This window comes from Burkholderia seminalis DSM 23518, assembly GCF_902832885.1.
GTDB lineage: Bacteria > Pseudomonadota > Gammaproteobacteria > Burkholderiales > Burkholderiaceae > Burkholderia > Burkholderia seminalis.
This window is the reverse complement of record NZ_CADFDK010000001.1, coordinates 904214-918579: the sequence shown is the minus strand read 5'-3', so window position 1 is coordinate 918579 and position 14366 is coordinate 904214. Positions and strand designations below refer to the sequence as shown.

The window sequence follows — 14366 nt, the reverse complement described above, 5'->3', positions numbered from 1 at the left end:
GGGCTGCCGGCCGCCCCCATCGGGCCGCACCGGCACGTACCGTGCGCCCTGACCGGCGTGTCACGCGTCCCGCGGTTCGGGGACGGCTGGCATAATAGCGGTTTACCTCTTTTTCTCGACCGGCAAACGATCGATCTGCCCGCGGCACGGCAGCGCATCGGTTTGCCCATTTATCTTTGGGCGGTTCCATCATGTCCGGCAATACTCTCGGCACGCTTTTCACTGTCACGACCTTCGGCGAATCGCACGGTCCCGCGATCGGCTGCGTGATCGACGGCTGCCCGCCGGGAATGGGGCTGACCGAAGCCGACATCCAGCTCGAGCTCGACCGCCGCAAGCCCGGCACGTCGCGGCACGTGACGCAACGGCAGGAGGCCGACGAGGTCGAGATCCTGTCGGGCGTGTTCGAAGGCGTGACGACCGGCACGCCGATCGCGCTGCTGATCCGCAACACCGACCAGCGCAGCAAGGACTACGGCAACATCGTCGAGACGTTCCGTCCCGGCCATGCCGATTACACGTACTGGCAGAAGTACGGCATCCGCGACTACCGCGGCGGCGGCCGCTCGTCCGCGCGCCTGACCGCGCCGCTCGTCGGCGCGGGTGCCGTGGCGAAGAAGTGGCTGCGCGAGCGCTTCGGCGTCGAAGTGCGCGGCTACATGAGCAGCCTCGGCGAGATCGACGTGCCGTTCGTCGACTGGTCGCACGTGCGCGAGAATCCGTTCTTCTCGCCGAATGCGGCGGTCGTGCCGGAGCTCGAGGCGTACATGGATGCGCTGCGCAAGGAGGGCGATTCGATCGGTGCGCGCATCGACGTCGTCGCGTCGGGCGTGCCGGTCGGCTGGGGCGAGCCCGTGTTCGACCGTCTCGATGCCGATATCGCGAAGGCGATGATGAGCATCAACGCGGTGAAGGGCGTCGAGATCGGGGCGGGCTTCGACAGCGTCGCGCAGCGCGGCTCCGCGCACGGCGACGAGTTGACGCCGGGTGGTTTCGTCGGCAACCATGCGGGCGGCGTGCTCGGCGGGATTTCGACGGGGCAGGACATCACCGTGTCGATCGCGATCAAGCCGACGTCGAGCATCCGCACGCCGCGTCGTTCGATCACGAAGGCAGGCGACGAGGCGACGGTGGAAACGTTCGGCCGTCACGATCCGTGCGTCGGCATTCGTGCGACGCCGATCGCCGAGTCGATGCTCGCACTGGTGCTGATCGATCACGCGCTGCGCCATCGCGCACAATGCGGCGACGTCGAGACGTCGACGCCGAAGATCGCCGGTAGCGCGACCTGACACAAGCGGGCGGGGCGCGGCGCGCCTCGCGAACGCGCAGGGAAGGCAAAACGGGGCGCTGCTTCAGGCAGCGCCCCGTTTAGTTTGTGGCGACCGACAAAAACGCGCTGCTCGCGGCGGCGCGTCGTGGCGGATTACATATTCGGGTAATTCGGCCCGCCGCCGCCTTCGGGCGTGACCCACACGATGTTCTGCGTCGGGTCCTTGATGTCGCAGGTCTTGCAGTGCACGCAGTTCTGCGCGTTGATCACCAGCCGGTCGCTGCCGTCGTCGTTCTTCACGAACTCGTACACCGCCGCCGGGCAGAAACGCCCCTCCGGCCCCGCATACGTGCGCAGGTTCACGTTCACCGGCACGCTCGCATCCTTCAGCGTCAGGTGCGCCGGCTGGTTCTCCTCGTGGTTCGTGTTCGAGATGAACACCGACGACAGCCGGTCGAACGTCAGCTTGCCGTCCGGCTTCGGGTATTCGATCGGCTCGCACTGCGACGCCGGCTTCAGCATCTCGTGATCCGCATGCTTGTGGTGCAGCGTCCACGGCACGTTGCCGCCCATCACCTTCTGCTCGAGCCCGACCATCAGCGTGCCCAGGTACAGGCCCTTCGCCATCCACTGCTTGAAGTTGCGCGCGCGGTACAGCTCCGTGTACAGCCACGACTGCTTGAACGCGTCCGGGTACGCGTTCAACTCGTCCGACTGGCGGCCGGCCTGCACCGCGTCGAACGCCGCGTCCGCCGCCAGCATGCCGGTCTTGATCGCCGCGTGGCTGCCCTTGATCCGCGATGCGTTCAGGAAGCCCGCGTCGTCGCCGATCAGCGCGCCGCCCGGGAACACCGTCTTCGGCAGCGACAGCAGGCCGCCCGCCGTGATCGCGCGCGCGCCGTACGACACGCGCTTGCCGCCTTCGAGGAACGCGCGGATCGACGGATGCGTCTTGTAGCGCTGGAATTCCTCGAACGGCGACAGGTACGGGTTCGTGTAGCCCAGGCCCACCACGAAGCCGACCACGACCTGGTTGTTGTCCATGTGATACAGGAACGAGCCGCCGTAGGTGTCGGACTTCAGCGGCCAGCCGGCCGTGTGGATCACGAGGCCCGGCTTGTGCTTGGCGGGATCGATTTCCCACAGCTCCTTGATGCCGATCCCGTATGCCTGCGGATCCGCGTTCGCGTCGAGCTTGTACTTCGCGATCAGTTGCCGCCCCAGATGGCCGCGACAGCCTTCGGCGAACAGCGTGTACTTCGCGTGCAGCTCCATGCCGAGCTGGAAGTTCTCGGTCGGCTCGCCGTCCTTGCCCACGCCCATGTTGCCGGTGGCGACGCCTTTGACCGAGCCATCATCGTTGTAGAGGATCTCGGCGGCCGGGAAGCCGGGGAAGATCTCGACGCCCAGCGCTTCGGCCTGCTGGCCCAGCCAGCGCGTGACGTTGCCCAGCGAAATCACGTAGTTGCCGTGGTTCTTGAAGTTGTCGGGCAGCGCCCAGTTGGGCGTGGTGACCGCGCTGCTCTCCGACAGGAACAGGAAGCGGTCTTCCGTCACCTCGACGTCGAGCGGCGCGCCGCGCTCCTTCCAGTCGGGGAACAGTTCGGTGATCGCGCGCGGGTCCATCACCGCACCCGACAGGATGTGCGCGCCGATCTCGGAACCCTTCTCGAGCACGCACACGCCGATCTCGGTGCCTTTCTCGGCGGCCAGCTGCTTGAGCCGGATCGCCGCCGACAGCCCGGCGGGGCCGCCGCCGACGATCACGACGTCGTATTCCATCGATTCGCGCGGGCCGTATTGCTCGATGAGGCTTGCGGGGGTCATTGGCGTTCCTCTAACCGTTAGAATGCTTTTATTCGGGAGCGTATTGTCTGCGAAACGAAACGCTTGCCGCAACAACATGCGGCTAGATTAGCACGATCGTTCTATTTTTTGTGCTAGGGTAATGCCGTTCGGGCTGTGCCGCCCGGGCTGGCGAAACGACATCGAAAGGGGATGTGCAAATGGGTCGATCGATCAATCTGGAAGGCAAGGTTGCGCTGGTCACGGGCGCGTCGAGCGGCCTCGGGCAGCGCTTTGCACAGGTGCTGTCGCAGGCCGGCGCGAAGGTCGTGCTCGCGAGCCGCCGGGTCGAGCGCCTGAAGGAGCTGCGCGCGGAGATCGAGGCGGCGGGTGGCGCCGCGCACGTCGTGTCGCTCGACGTGACCGACGTCCAGAGCATCAAGGCCGCGATCGCGCATGCGGAGACGGAGGCCGGCACGATCGACATCCTCGTGAACAATTCGGGTGTCTCGACGATGCAGAAGCTCGTCGACGTCACGCCGGCCGATTTCGAGTTCGTGTTCGATACCAACACGCGCGGCGCGTTTTTCGTCGCGCAGGAAGTCGCGAAGCGGATGATCATGCGCGCCAACGGCAGCGGCAACGGCAAGCCGCCGTGCCGGATCATCAACATCGCATCGGTGGCCGGGCTGCGCGTGTTCCCGCAGATCGGGCTCTACGCGATGAGCAAGGCCGCGGTCGTGCAGATGACGCGCGCGATGGCGCTCGAGTGGGGGCGCCACGGAATCAACGTCAACGCGATCTGTCCGGGCTATATCGATACCGAAATCAATCATTACCTGTGGGAAACCGAGCAGGGCCAGAAGCTGCAGTCGATGCTGCCGCGCCGGCGCGTCGGCAAGCCTCAGGATCTCGACGGGCTGTTGTTGCTGCTCGCGGCCGACGAGTCGCAGTTCATCAACGGCTCGATTATCTCCGCCGACGACGGCTTCGGCCTCGCCTGAGCGGATGACACCCGGCAACGAAGAAGACTGCAATGAGCGCAACAAGCGATTACTCCCCCGTATTTGAGATGTCGATGCCGATCCGCTGGGGCGACATGGACGCGTTCGGCCATGTGAACAACACGGTCTATTTCCGCTACATGGAGCAGGCGCGGATCTCGTGGTTCGAGGAACTCGGCATTGCCGGCGGCAACGGCGAAGGGCAGGGGCCCGTCATCGTCACGGCGTCGATGGAATTCCTCAAGCAGCTGCACTATCCGGGTGACGTGATCGCGAGGATGTCGGCCGCGAAACCCGGCCGGAGCAGCTTCGACACCGGCTTCGAGCTCACGCGCGCGGACGATCCGCAGCACGTCTATGCACGCGGCAAGGCGCGCTGCGTGTGGGTCGACTATGCGCTCGGCAAGTCGGTGGAACTGCCGCCACTGCTGCGCGACACGATCGAGCGCGCACTCGCGACGAAAATCGACTGAGCGGCGAGTCCGGCGCCGCGCGCCGGCGAGCCGCCATGCCCGTCGTTACCCGAATCGGCCGCCCTGCGCGGCCGATCGTCGTTCGGGCGCCGCCACGCGACAAGCGTTCACTGCCCGAGCAGGCGCTGCACCAGCTCCGGCGTGTTGTTCGTGCCGTATTTGCGCATCAGCCGTGCGCGGTAGATGTCGACCGTGCGCGAACTGATGTCGAGCACGCGCCCGATCTGCTTGCTGGTCTTGCCGGTCGCGAGCTGCGCGGCGATCTCGCGCTCGCGCGGGGTCAGCTCGACGGCGACGCGGCGCGTCGCGCTCAGATCCTCGAAGGTCCAGACGCCGGCCGCGAGCGGCGCGGTGCGGTCGAGCGCGCGGCCCGTCACGTGGCACCAGAACAGCTCGCCGTCCGCGCGCTTCATGATTCTGTCATCCGAGTAGATGCCGTTCGCGGCCATCACGCGCGCGATTCGCTCGCCGATGCGCTGGAATTCGTCCGTCGACGGATAGAGCACCTCGTACGATTTTCCGATGAGATCGGCCCGCGCGCAGCGGAAGATTGACGCAAGCGCATCGTTGCAATCCTCGATCACGCGGTCGCGCGACAGCACGAGGCCGAGCGGCGCGAGGTGGAAGGCAGTCTGGTAATCGAGAGCGGGCATGGCGCAGGCAAGCGGAGGCAAACGCTTATGTATTTTTGCGTATTGTGCCGCATCCGCGCCGCATCGTACCCTTTCAGGCATCTCGCGGCGGCTTGCCGCGACATAAAAACAGCGCGCTTCGACGCAGGCAGGGCCGCGCATGCATAGAATGATGCGGCGGGCTTGCGGCCCAGGTGGGCGCGTGAACCGGTTTTGCTGGTTTCCATAGAGGAAGGGACAACTGATGAACAAAGTCTATCCAAGCGCGGCTGCCGCGCTGGAAGGGATCGTCCGCGACGGACAGACCTTCGCGGTGGGCGGCTTCGGCCTGTGCGGGATTCCGGAGGCGCTGATCGCGGCGTTGCGCGATTCGGCGGTCAAGGGCATCACCTGCATCAGCAACAACGCGGGCGTCGACGGTTTCGGCCTCGGCCTGCTGCTGGAAACGCGCCAGATCAAGAAGATGATCTCGTCGTACGTCGGCGAGAACAAGGAGTTCGAGCGTCAGTACCTGGCCGGCGAACTCGAACTCGAATTCACGCCGCAAGGCACGCTCGCCGAGAAGCTGCGCGCGGGCGGCGCGGGCATTCCCGCCTTCTTCACGAATACCGGCTACGGCACCGTGATCGCGGAAGGCAAGGAAACGCGCCAGTTCGGCGATCGCCACTACGTGCTCGAGCCGTCGCTGACGGCCGACGTCGCGCTCGTGAAGGCGTGGAAGGCCGACAAGTCCGGCAACCTGATCTACCGCCGCACGGCGCGCAACTTCAATCCGATGTGCGCGATGGCCGGCAAGATCACCGTGGCGGAGGTCGAAGAGATCGTCGAAAATGGCGAACTCGATCCGGACCATATCCATACGCCCGGGATTTTCGTGCAGCGCATCGTGCTGAACGCGACGCCGGAAAAACGCATCGAACAACGCGTCGTACGCGCGAAAGGAGACTGACATGGCCTGGAATCGTGAACAGATGGCCGCGCGCGCGGCGAAGGAACTGCAGGACGGCTTCTACGTGAACCTCGGCATCGGCCTGCCGACGCTCGTCGCGAACCACGTGCCGGAAGGCGTCGAGGTGTGGCTGCAGTCGGAAAACGGCCTGCTCGGCATCGGCCCGTCGCCGACCGAGGACGAAGTCGACGCCGATCTCATCAACGCCGGCAAGCAGACCGTCACGACGCTGCCGGGCTCGTCGATCTTCTCGTCGGCCGACTCGTTCGCGATGATTCGCGGCGGCCACATCAATCTCGCGATCCTCGGCGCGATGCAGGTCAGCAAGCAGGGCGACCTCGCGAACTGGATGATCCCCGGCAAGATGATCAAGGGGATGGGCGGCGCGATGGACCTCGTCGCGGGGGTGGGGCGTGTCGTCGTGCTGATGGAGCATGTCGCGAAGGGCGACCAGCACAAGATTCTCGAAGAATGCAACCTGCCGCTGACGGGTGTCGGCGTGGTCGACCTGATCATCACCGATCTGGGTGTGATCGAAGTGACGCCGTCCGGCCTGAAGGTTCTCGAACTCGCCGACGGCGTGAGCGCGGACGAGATCCAGGCGAAGACGGGCGCACCGCTCGACGTCAGCGCGGTGGCCTGAGCGTCGCCTCGTTGCGTCGTCCCCGACGCCCCGCGTTCTCAACGGAACGCGGGGCGTTTTGTCGTGCGCGCTTGCGTCACGCGATGGTGCCGCCGCCGTCGATCAGCACCGTCGAGCCGGTCGCATAAGGCGTCGTCGCCAGATACAGGATGGCATTCGCGACGTCCTCCGGCTGGCCGACCCGGCGGGCCGGAAGGCGCTGCGCGGCGCCGGCGTACAGGGCGTCGCGCGCATCGGATGCGAGCTTGTCCCACAGCGGCGTCGCGATCAGGCCGGGCGACACGGTATTCACGCGGACCGGCGCCAGCTCGAGGGCCAGGCCGCGCGCCAGCGCCTCCAGTGCCGCATTGATCGCCCCTTGCAGCACCGACGACGCGCTCGGCCGCGCACTGAGGAAACCCGACACGAACGTCAGCGAACCGCCGGGCGCGATATCGATCGCCCGCGCGACGCGATAGGCGCCCCAGAACTTGCTGTCCATCGCAGCCTGCGCGTCGGCCAGCGGCAGTCCGCGGACCGGGCCCGTGGCCGTCCTTGCCGCTGAAATCACGACGTGGTCGAACTGGCCGGCGCGCGCGCAGAAGGCCTCCACGTCGGCCGTATCGGTGATGTCGAGCGTTTCGTATCGCACGTGTGCGCCGGGCCCGACATCGATCGCGATCCTGCCCGGGTTGCGCGAGGCGATCGTCAGGATCGCGCCGTGTCGCGCGAATGCCGTCGCGGCAGCGGCGCCGATGCCGGAGCTTCCTCCGACGACGAGTACTTTCTTTCCGTGAAGCAGGTCAGTCATGACGATTTTTCCTGGTTGAAAGGGGGGAGGGGCGTCCGCTCAGATCGTTTCGGTTTCGCGCAGCGTCGACGGGCCGTGCAGCGCGAAGCGCGCAATGTCGTCCTTGCGCATGAATGCGACACCGGGGTGAGATCGAGCGTAGTGCAGGAAGGCGTCCCATGCGCGGGCCATTTGCGGCGTGCCGCTGATCCGGTCATGCGCGCTGATCGACATCAGTCTGCGCCGCTGTCCGGCCTCCGCGTACAACTGGTCGAAATCGAGCTTGATCTGCTCGAGGAACATCGTCGGCGAGTAGTTGCGGCCTTCGATCAGCAGGATGTCGTTGTTGCGCAGCGTGTACGGGACTACCACGAAATCGCGACCGTCGACGCTTTCGATGAAAGGCTCGTCCCGGCTGACGTCGTCGATGTGATACGTGTAGCCGAGTTCCTGCAGCAACGACAGCGTATGGGGGCCGCGCCGCAGCCAGTTGCAGTTGTAGCCGATCGGGCGCTGACCGGTCACCGCTTCGACCATGTCGCGGGCTTCGGTCAGGAAGCGGCGCTCGTCGTCGCGGCTCATCGCGAATTGCGCACGCCAGGTCGGCCCGTGGGCGGCGGCTTCGTGGCCGCGCGCCACGATTTCGCGCGCCAGTTCGGGGTGCCGGCGCGCGGCCTCCCCGATCATGTGCGACGTGACTTTCACGCCATGCCGGTCCCACAGGTCGAGCAGGCGCGGAATGCCTTCCCGGTAGCCATAGGCGAACCAGGTGGCCGACGCGAGATCGACCGGCACGGACGGCGGAAACGCGACGGCGGGAAAGGGGCTGTCCGCCCCGCTGGCCGGCTGGCCGCCCGCCTCGAACTGCATCGAGATCGAGATGACCAAGCGCGCGCCGTCCGGCCAGAACGGCGCGGCGTCCGGCGTGGAGCGCGCCGGAATCGGGGCGGCCGTTGTCGGCCGGGACGCGCCGGCCATCACCGCGGCGCCGGCCGCGAGCCCGGCGCCGGTCTGGGCCAGAAATCTGCGGCGCGGCAGGTGCGTCGCACGAGGGTCGTGATCGTGAGTCATTGCGTTCCTCCGTCAGGCGACCAGTCCGAGCTGACGCATCAACGTCAGGTTGTCCTCGATGTGCCAGTTTTCCGCGATCCGGCCGTGGTCGATCCGGTAGATATCGGTCGCGATGAAGTCGATTGCCTGTCCGCGCCCGGCCGTTCCGTTGAACGTGCCGGTGAAATGCCCGCGAAAGTGCAGGTGGACGACGACGCGGTCGCCCGCGACGATCATCTGTTCGATGTCGCAATGCAGATCCGGAATCGCGCCGCGCATCGTGCGCGAGGCCGCGAGCGGTCCCGGAATGCCCTGTTCCCGGCCGGGCGGCAGCGTCCGGTCGGTGAAGTCGGCGGCGAGCGCGATACGGGCGAGATCGGCGTCGCCGGTATCCCAGAAGGTGCCGTAGCGGCGCGCGGCCAGTATCTGCGCCCGGGCCTGCGCAGCCGGCACGCCCTCGGCCACGGTCAGGCTGCGCGGCGCGACGAGGTCTGCCGCACGGGACGCGGCGGGCAACAGTGCCACGACGCAAGCGGCTGCGGCGAGTACCGGTGCGACGGGGCGGGTGATCGAACGAAGGCGGATCGACATGGTTTCGGAGGTCCTGTGAATAGCGTCGTGCGACGACGCGGAACAGGTATGGTAGGTTTCCGTTTTGGATGCAAATACGGGCGAACGGCGAATGGATTATTCGAAAAAAGGAAAGGCTGGGATGCGGCGGGCGACCGGATGCTGATCGACGATCTTCCTGCGCTCGACACTTTCGCGAGGATCGTGTCGGCCGGCAGCCTGTCGGCGGCCGCGCGCGAACTCGATTTGTCGTTGTCCGTCGTCAGCAAGCGGCTTGCGCAGCTCGAGTCGCAGCTTGGCGTGCGCTTGCTGAACCGGACGACCCGGCAGCAAACGCTGACCGACGAAGGCGCGCAGTTTCACGCCCAGGTCCTGCGTATCCTGGCCGAAGTCGATCGCGCCGAAACGCTGATGCGCGATCGTCGCGGCACGGTCAGCGGCGTGCTGCGCGTGACGGCGCCCGGCGAGCTCGGCCGTCTGCGGATCGCGCCCGTCGTGGCGGCGTTTCAGCAGCGGCATCCGCAACTGACCGTGCAGTTGCTGCTGACCGACACGGTCGTCGACCTGCTCGCCCATGACATCGACGTCGCCGTGCGGATCGGCAATCTCGCCGATTCGACGATGATCGCGCGCGAGCTGGCGCCGAATCATCGCGTGCTGTGCGCGTCGCCGGGCTATCTCGCGGCGCACGGGGCGCCGGCCCATCCGGCCGAGTTGCGCGAACATCGATGCATCGTGATGGGCGACCAGCCGCGTGCCGAATGGCGGTTCGACGGCGCCCAGGGCGGGGTCGCCGTCGAGGTGGCGGCCGCGCTGCTGACGAACGACGGCGGTGCGGCGCGTACGCTGGCGCTGGAAGGCGCGGGTATTGCGCTGAAGTCGATCTGGGACGTCGGCGCCGATCTCGATGCCGGCCGGCTCGTGCGCGTGCTGCCGGCTTTCGCGGCGTCCGCGGCGCCGCTGCATGCGGTCTATCCCGGCGGCCGCCACGTGCCGCTGCGCGTGCGCACCTTCGTCGAGTTCCTGCGCGAGCAGTTGCGCGCGGCGTGGCGTCGAGCCGGTTGAGCCTCCGTCCCGTGCGGTGCGCCGCGGGCGCGGCGCCCGTTGTTCGGAAGCGGTTTACAATCGTTCGCATCGGGCGTCGCAAGCGTTGCCCCGCGCGTCGCCCCCGTTCGACAGGATGCCAACGATGCCAACGACCCCAGCGAATCCTCCGGTTCCCCGCCAGCGGCGCGTGCAGTGTGCGAGTGCCGCCGGCCTTCACCACGTCGCCTATACCGAGTGGGGCGATCCCGCCAATCCGCGCGTGCTCGTCTGCGTGCACGGCCTGACGCGTTCCGGGCGCGATTTCGACCGGCTCGCCGCCGCGCTGTCCGATACGTATCGCGTCGTCTGCCCCGACATCGTCGGGCGCGGCCGGTCGGACCGTCTGGCCGACCCGCGGCTCTATGCGATTCCGCAGTACGTGGCCGACATGGTGACGCTGATCGCGCGGCTCGACGTCGAATCGGTCGACTGGTTCGGCACGTCGATGGGCGGCCTGATCGGCATGGCGCTTGCGGGGCTGCCCGGTTCGCCGTTGCGCCGGATGATCGTCAACGACGTCGGGCCGCGCATCGAGCCCGATTCGCTGACACGCATCGGCGAATACCTCGGCGTGCAGCCGCGCTTCGACACCGAGCAGGAGGGGATCGACTACCTGACGTCGCTGTCGCTGCCGTTCGGCGCGCTGAGTGCCGACGAGTGGCGCGAGATCAACGGGCCGCTGCTGCGCGAGCTGCCCGAGGGCGGCTGGACGATGCGCTACGATCCGCGCATCGCCGAGCCGTTCAAGGCGACGACGCCCGAACTGGCCGCGCTCGGCGAGGCCGCGCTGTGGCGTGCGATCGAGACGACGGACGCATCGCTGCTCGTCGTGCGCGGCGAGACCTCCGACCTGCTGTCGCGCGAGACGGTGGCCGACATGGTGCGTCGCGGCCGACATGTGACGCACGTCGAGATTCCGGGGGCGGGCCACGCGCCGGCGTTCGTCAGTGCCGACCAGATTGCACTTGCGCGGCGGTTTTTCGTCGAAGGCCGCGCATAAACGCGTCATAATATGCGGTTCGGCGGCACGTGGGCCGTGCCGCCGTCCGATTCTCCCTTCACTCACGACCGGAACATTCCATGGCAGTCATTCGTCACCACGTCGGGGCCCGTCTCTCCGAAACCGCGATTCACAACGGTACCGTGTATCTGGCCGGCCAGATCGCCGAAGACACCACGCAGGACATCAGGGGCCAGACGCGCGAAGTGCTCGGCCACATCGACCGCCTGCTCGCCGAAGCGAACAGCGACAAGGCGCATCTGCTGTCGGTGCAGATCTACATCTCGGATCTGGCGAACTTCGACGGCATGAATGCGGAGTGGGACGCGTGGGTCGCGCAGGGCAACACGCCGCCGCGCGCCACCGTCGAGGCGAAGCTCGCGGATCCCGCGCTGCTCGTCGAGATCGTGGTCGTTGCCGCGCAGCGGAGCTGAGCTGGGCCACACCCGACGATGACCGCATTCCGCCAGGCCGTGCAATGACCGAATCCGTTTCCGCTTCCCCTGTCGCGGCACCGTCGTTCGACGACGTGCTGGCGTTCGTGCGCGAGCGGGCCGGCGACGCGCGCCTGTCGTCGGGCGAACTGCTCGCCGATCACTCGGCCGGCACGGCGGCGATCATGCGCACGCTGAACGTCGATCCGTCCGCGATGCAGGCCGCCGCGCTGTTCGTGCTGACGCCGCACTTGAGCGACCCCGAGCGCGAGCTCACCGAGCGTTTCGGCGAAGAGGTGGCGCGGCTCGTGTCCGACGTGCGCAAGCTGTTGCGGCTCGGCACCGTGAGCCTGCGCGCCGCGCAGAACGCGAAGCCCGACACGGGGCGCGACGCGGCGGAAGAGCGGCGCACGCAGATCGAGGCGCTGCGCAAGATGCTGCTCGCGTTCGCGCAGGACATCCGCGTCGTGCTGATCCGGCTCGCGTCGCGGTTGCAGTCGCTGCGCTATTACGCGGCCGCGAAGATCGAGCCGCCGCCCGACGTCGCGCGCGAGACGCTCGAGATCTATGCGCCGCTCGCGAACCGCCTCGGTATCTGGCAACTGAAGTGGGAGCTCGAGGATCTCGCGTTCCGCTTCGAGGATCCCGTCACCTACAAGCGGATCGCGAAGCTGCTCGACGAGAAGCGCATCGAACGCGAGGCATACGTCACGCAGGCGATCGGGCGGCTGCAGCACGAGCTCGCGGAAGCGAACATCCAGGCCGACGTGAGCGGCCGGCCGAAACATATCTACAGCATCTGGCGCAAGATGCGCGGCAAGGAACTCGATTTCTCCGAGCTGTACGACGTGCGCGCGTTTCGCGTGATCGTGCCGGACATCAAGGATTGCTACGCGGTGCTCGGCATCGTGCATCACCTGTGGCAGCCGGTGCCGAAGGAATTCGACGACTACATCTCGCGACCGAAGCCGAACGGCTACAAGTCGCTGCATACGGTCGTGATCGGCGACGACGGCCGCGCGTTCGAAGTGCAGATCCGCACGCAGGAGATGCACCGCTTCGCCGAGTACGGCGTGGCCGCGCACTGGCGCTACAAGGAGGCCGGCGCGCGCGGTTACGGCGGCCAGTTCTCGGCGAGCGACAAGTACGACGAGAAGATCGCATGGCTGCGCCAGTTGCTGGCGTGGAAGGACGACGTCGAGGACGGCGCCGAGGTGTCGGGCGACCAGGCGTGGGCGCAATTGCGCGAGACGTCGCTCGATGACGACCACATCTACGTGCTGACGCCGCAGGCGCGCGTGATCGCGTTGCCGCAGGGGGCGACGCCGGTCGATTTCGCGTACCACCTGCACAGCGAACTCGGCCATCGCTGCCGCGGCGCGCGCGTGGACGGCGTGATGGTCCCGCTGAACACGTCGCTCGCGAACGGCCAGACGGTCGAGATCGTCGCGGTGAAGGAGGGCGGGCCGTCGCGCGACTGGCTGAACGCGCAGCTCGGCTACCTGAAGAGCCCGCGTGCGCGGCAGAAGGTGCGTGCGTGGTTCAACTCGATCGAGCAGGAGGAAAACGTCGCGCATGGCCGGGCGCTCGTCGAAAAGACGCTGCAGCGCGAAGGCAAGACCTCGGTCAACCTGGACAACCTCGCGGCGAAGCTCGGCTTCAAGTCGCCCGAGGAGCTGTTCTCGGTCGTCGGCAAGGAAGAATTCAGCCTGCGCAATGTCGAGCACGCGCTGTCCGATGCGCCGCCGCCGGAGCCGGCGCCCGAGGCGCCCGCCGATTTCGAGAAGCGCAGCAGCGGCGCGAGCGTCGCGCACGGCGCGTCGACCGGCGTGCTGGTGGTGGGCGTCGATGCGCTGCTGACCCAGCTCGCGCGTTGCTGCCGTCCCGCGCCGCCCGATCCGATCAGCGGGTTCGTCACGCGCGGCAAGGGCATGTCGATCCATCGCACCGACTGCCCGACGTTCCGCCGGATGGTCGAGCGCGCGCCGGAGCGCGTGCTGCAGACGACCTGGTCGGCTGACGTGCTCGGCGGGCGCGGCGCGTCCGTTTATCCGGTCGACCTGATGATCGAGGCGAGCGACCGGCAAGGGTTGCTGCGCGACATCTCCGAAGTGTTCGCGCGCGAGAAGATCAACGTGGTGGGCGTGAAGACGCAGAGTCGCCGCAATGCGGCATTCATGCAGTTCACGGTCGAGGTGTCGAACTCGGCGCAGGTGCAGCGCGCATGCACGCTGCTCGGCGAGGTGCAGGGCGTCGTGCGGGCGGGTCGCAAGGCGTGATGTGGGGTTGAAACACGGTTGTTTTGCTGCGACTGCATAAAACACTTGCCAAGCCGGTAGCCGCTCCATATAATCTTAGCTTCTCTAGGCTCGTAGCTCAGCTGGTTAGAGCACCACCTTGACATGGTGGGGGTCGTTGGTTCGAGTCCAATCGAGCCTACCAACGAATTGAGAATGCCTGGTCTCCGGGCGTTCGATGCAGTAAAGAACTCAACGCGAACAAGGCGAATACGGTTATGACACCGCGAACGTTGACCGAAACGACTTCGGAGCGACGCTAGTCGAGGAACGTTTTCGCCCTTTCAGTTTGAGTGAAGTATCGAATGCGGCCCCTCGAAAGCGGGGCCGCATTTTTTTTGTCGCGAAATTTTCACGCGTGATTTCTGATCTCGCGTTCCTGGTCTGCCGCCCACTGTCGG

General features: G+C 66.8%; 14 protein-coding genes and 1 tRNA gene. 10 read left to right on the top strand and 5 right to left on the bottom strand.

From position 1 onward, the window contains the following. Positions 1–191: 191 nt before the first annotated feature. Positions 192–1292: a chorismate synthase gene (gene aroC, locus HWX00_RS04335; protein ID WP_034191153.1), complete on the top strand. Its 1101-nt coding sequence runs from the start codon at positions 192–194 to the stop codon at positions 1290–1292. A gap of 134 nt (positions 1293–1426) precedes the next feature. Here the strand turns inward: aroC and HWX00_RS04330 are convergent, their stop codons facing one another. After that, positions 1427–3100: an electron transfer flavoprotein-ubiquinone oxidoreductase gene (locus HWX00_RS04330; protein ID WP_069245623.1), complete on the bottom strand. Its 1674-nt coding sequence runs from the start codon at positions 3098–3100 to the stop codon at positions 1427–1429. Between the two features lie 179 nt (positions 3101–3279). On the opposite strand from HWX00_RS04330, the gene HWX00_RS04325 reads away from it, so the two are divergent. Both HWX00_RS04325 and HWX00_RS04320 read left to right on the top strand, forming a co-directional pair. Then, positions 3280–4062, top strand: a complete 783-nt coding sequence (locus HWX00_RS04325; protein WP_034190169.1) for an SDR family oxidoreductase — start codon at positions 3280–3282, stop codon at positions 4060–4062. A gap of 32 nt (positions 4063–4094) precedes the next feature. Then, positions 4095–4535, top strand: a complete 441-nt coding sequence (locus tag HWX00_RS04320; RefSeq protein ID WP_034190168.1) for an acyl-CoA thioesterase — start codon at positions 4095–4097, stop codon at positions 4533–4535. A 107-nt stretch (positions 4536–4642) separates the two neighbouring features. On the opposite strand, the gene HWX00_RS04315 is transcribed toward HWX00_RS04320, so the two are convergent. Then, the gene (locus HWX00_RS04315; RefSeq protein WP_034190167.1) at positions 4643–5188 is read right to left on the bottom strand and encodes a LuxR C-terminal-related transcriptional regulator; all 546 of its coding nucleotides are present in this window, start codon (positions 5186–5188) and stop codon (positions 4643–4645) included. Between the two features lie 223 nt (positions 5189–5411). Here HWX00_RS04315 and HWX00_RS04310 point away from each other — a divergent pair, with 223 nt between their 5' ends. Beyond that, positions 5412–6116 carry a CoA transferase subunit A gene (locus tag HWX00_RS04310; RefSeq protein WP_021162428.1) on the top strand — a complete coding sequence of 235 codons (705 nt, stop codon included), beginning with the start codon at positions 5412–5414 and terminating at the stop codon, positions 6114–6116. Position 6117: 1 nt separating this feature from the next. Continuing rightward, positions 6118–6759: a CoA transferase subunit B gene (locus tag HWX00_RS04305; RefSeq protein WP_175027006.1), complete on the top strand. Its 642-nt coding sequence runs from the start codon at positions 6118–6120 to the stop codon at positions 6757–6759. A gap of 76 nt (positions 6760–6835) precedes the next feature. On the opposite strand, the gene HWX00_RS04300 is transcribed toward HWX00_RS04305, so the two are convergent. From HWX00_RS04300 to HWX00_RS04290, 3 genes are read right to left on the bottom strand one after another with little or no spacing between them, the layout of a single operon-like run. Next, the gene (locus HWX00_RS04300) at positions 6836–7549 is read right to left on the bottom strand and encodes an SDR family oxidoreductase (RefSeq protein ID WP_049029771.1); all 714 of its coding nucleotides are present in this window, start codon (positions 7547–7549) and stop codon (positions 6836–6838) included. A gap of 39 nt (positions 7550–7588) precedes the next feature. After that, positions 7589–8599 carry a polysaccharide deacetylase family protein gene (locus HWX00_RS04295; RefSeq protein ID WP_175027005.1) on the bottom strand — a complete coding sequence of 337 codons (1011 nt, stop codon included), beginning with the start codon at positions 8597–8599 and terminating at the stop codon, positions 7589–7591. A 12-nt stretch (positions 8600–8611) separates the two neighbouring features. Beyond that, a complete protein-coding gene (locus HWX00_RS04290; RefSeq protein WP_175027004.1) occupies positions 8612–9169 on the bottom strand; it encodes an ester cyclase in 558 nt (185 codons plus the stop codon). A 138-nt stretch (positions 9170–9307) separates the two neighbouring features. On the opposite strand from HWX00_RS04290, the gene HWX00_RS04285 reads away from it, so the two are divergent. The 5 genes from HWX00_RS04285 to HWX00_RS04265 all read left to right on the top strand — a co-directional run bounded on the left by HWX00_RS04285 (position 9308) and on the right by HWX00_RS04265 (position 14110). Next, entirely contained in the window at positions 9308–10213 is a 906-nt protein-coding gene (locus HWX00_RS04285; RefSeq protein ID WP_175027015.1) for a LysR family transcriptional regulator, read from the top strand. A 124-nt stretch (positions 10214–10337) separates the two neighbouring features. Next, entirely contained in the window at positions 10338–11234 is an 897-nt protein-coding gene (locus HWX00_RS04280; protein WP_034190162.1) for an alpha/beta fold hydrolase, read from the top strand. Positions 11235–11314: 80 nt separating this feature from the next. Continuing rightward, entirely contained in the window at positions 11315–11668 is a 354-nt protein-coding gene (locus HWX00_RS04275; RefSeq protein WP_034190161.1) for a RidA family protein, read from the top strand. Between the two features lie 44 nt (positions 11669–11712). Beyond that, a complete protein-coding gene (locus tag HWX00_RS04270) occupies positions 11713–13947 on the top strand; it encodes a RelA/SpoT family protein (RefSeq protein ID WP_034190160.1) in 2235 nt (744 codons plus the stop codon). Positions 13948–14033: 86 nt separating this feature from the next. Next, positions 14034–14110, top strand: a tRNA-Val gene (locus HWX00_RS04265). Positions 14111–14366: the final 256 nt, after the last annotated feature.

Coding starts and splice junctions, on each gene's coding strand:
- aroC (WP_034191153.1), top strand. CDS start 192: ATGTCCGGCAATACTCTCGGCACGCTTTTCACTGTCACGACCTTCGGC.
- HWX00_RS04330 (WP_069245623.1), bottom strand. CDS start 3,100: ATGACCCCCGCAAGCCTCATCGAGCAATACGGCCCGCGCGAATCGATG.
- HWX00_RS04325 (WP_034190169.1), top strand. CDS start 3,280: ATGGGTCGATCGATCAATCTGGAAGGCAAGGTTGCGCTGGTCACGGGC.
- HWX00_RS04320 (WP_034190168.1), top strand. CDS start 4,095: ATGAGCGCAACAAGCGATTACTCCCCCGTATTTGAGATGTCGATGCCG.
- HWX00_RS04315 (WP_034190167.1), bottom strand. CDS start 5,188: ATGCCCGCTCTCGATTACCAGACTGCCTTCCACCTCGCGCCGCTCGGC.
- HWX00_RS04310 (WP_021162428.1), top strand. CDS start 5,412: ATGAACAAAGTCTATCCAAGCGCGGCTGCCGCGCTGGAAGGGATCGTC.
- HWX00_RS04305 (WP_175027006.1), top strand. CDS start 6,118: ATGGCCTGGAATCGTGAACAGATGGCCGCGCGCGCGGCGAAGGAACTG.
- HWX00_RS04300 (WP_049029771.1), bottom strand. CDS start 7,549: ATGACTGACCTGCTTCACGGAAAGAAAGTACTCGTCGTCGGAGGAAGC.
- HWX00_RS04295 (WP_175027005.1), bottom strand. CDS start 8,599: ATGACTCACGATCACGACCCTCGTGCGACGCACCTGCCGCGCCGCAGA.
- HWX00_RS04290 (WP_175027004.1), bottom strand. CDS start 9,169: ATGTCGATCCGCCTTCGTTCGATCACCCGCCCCGTCGCACCGGTACTC.
- HWX00_RS04285 (WP_175027015.1), top strand. CDS start 9,308: ATGCTGATCGACGATCTTCCTGCGCTCGACACTTTCGCGAGGATCGTG.
- HWX00_RS04280 (WP_034190162.1), top strand. CDS start 10,338: ATGCCAACGACCCCAGCGAATCCTCCGGTTCCCCGCCAGCGGCGCGTG.
- HWX00_RS04275 (WP_034190161.1), top strand. CDS start 11,315: ATGGCAGTCATTCGTCACCACGTCGGGGCCCGTCTCTCCGAAACCGCG.
- HWX00_RS04270 (WP_034190160.1), top strand. CDS start 11,713: ATGACCGAATCCGTTTCCGCTTCCCCTGTCGCGGCACCGTCGTTCGAC.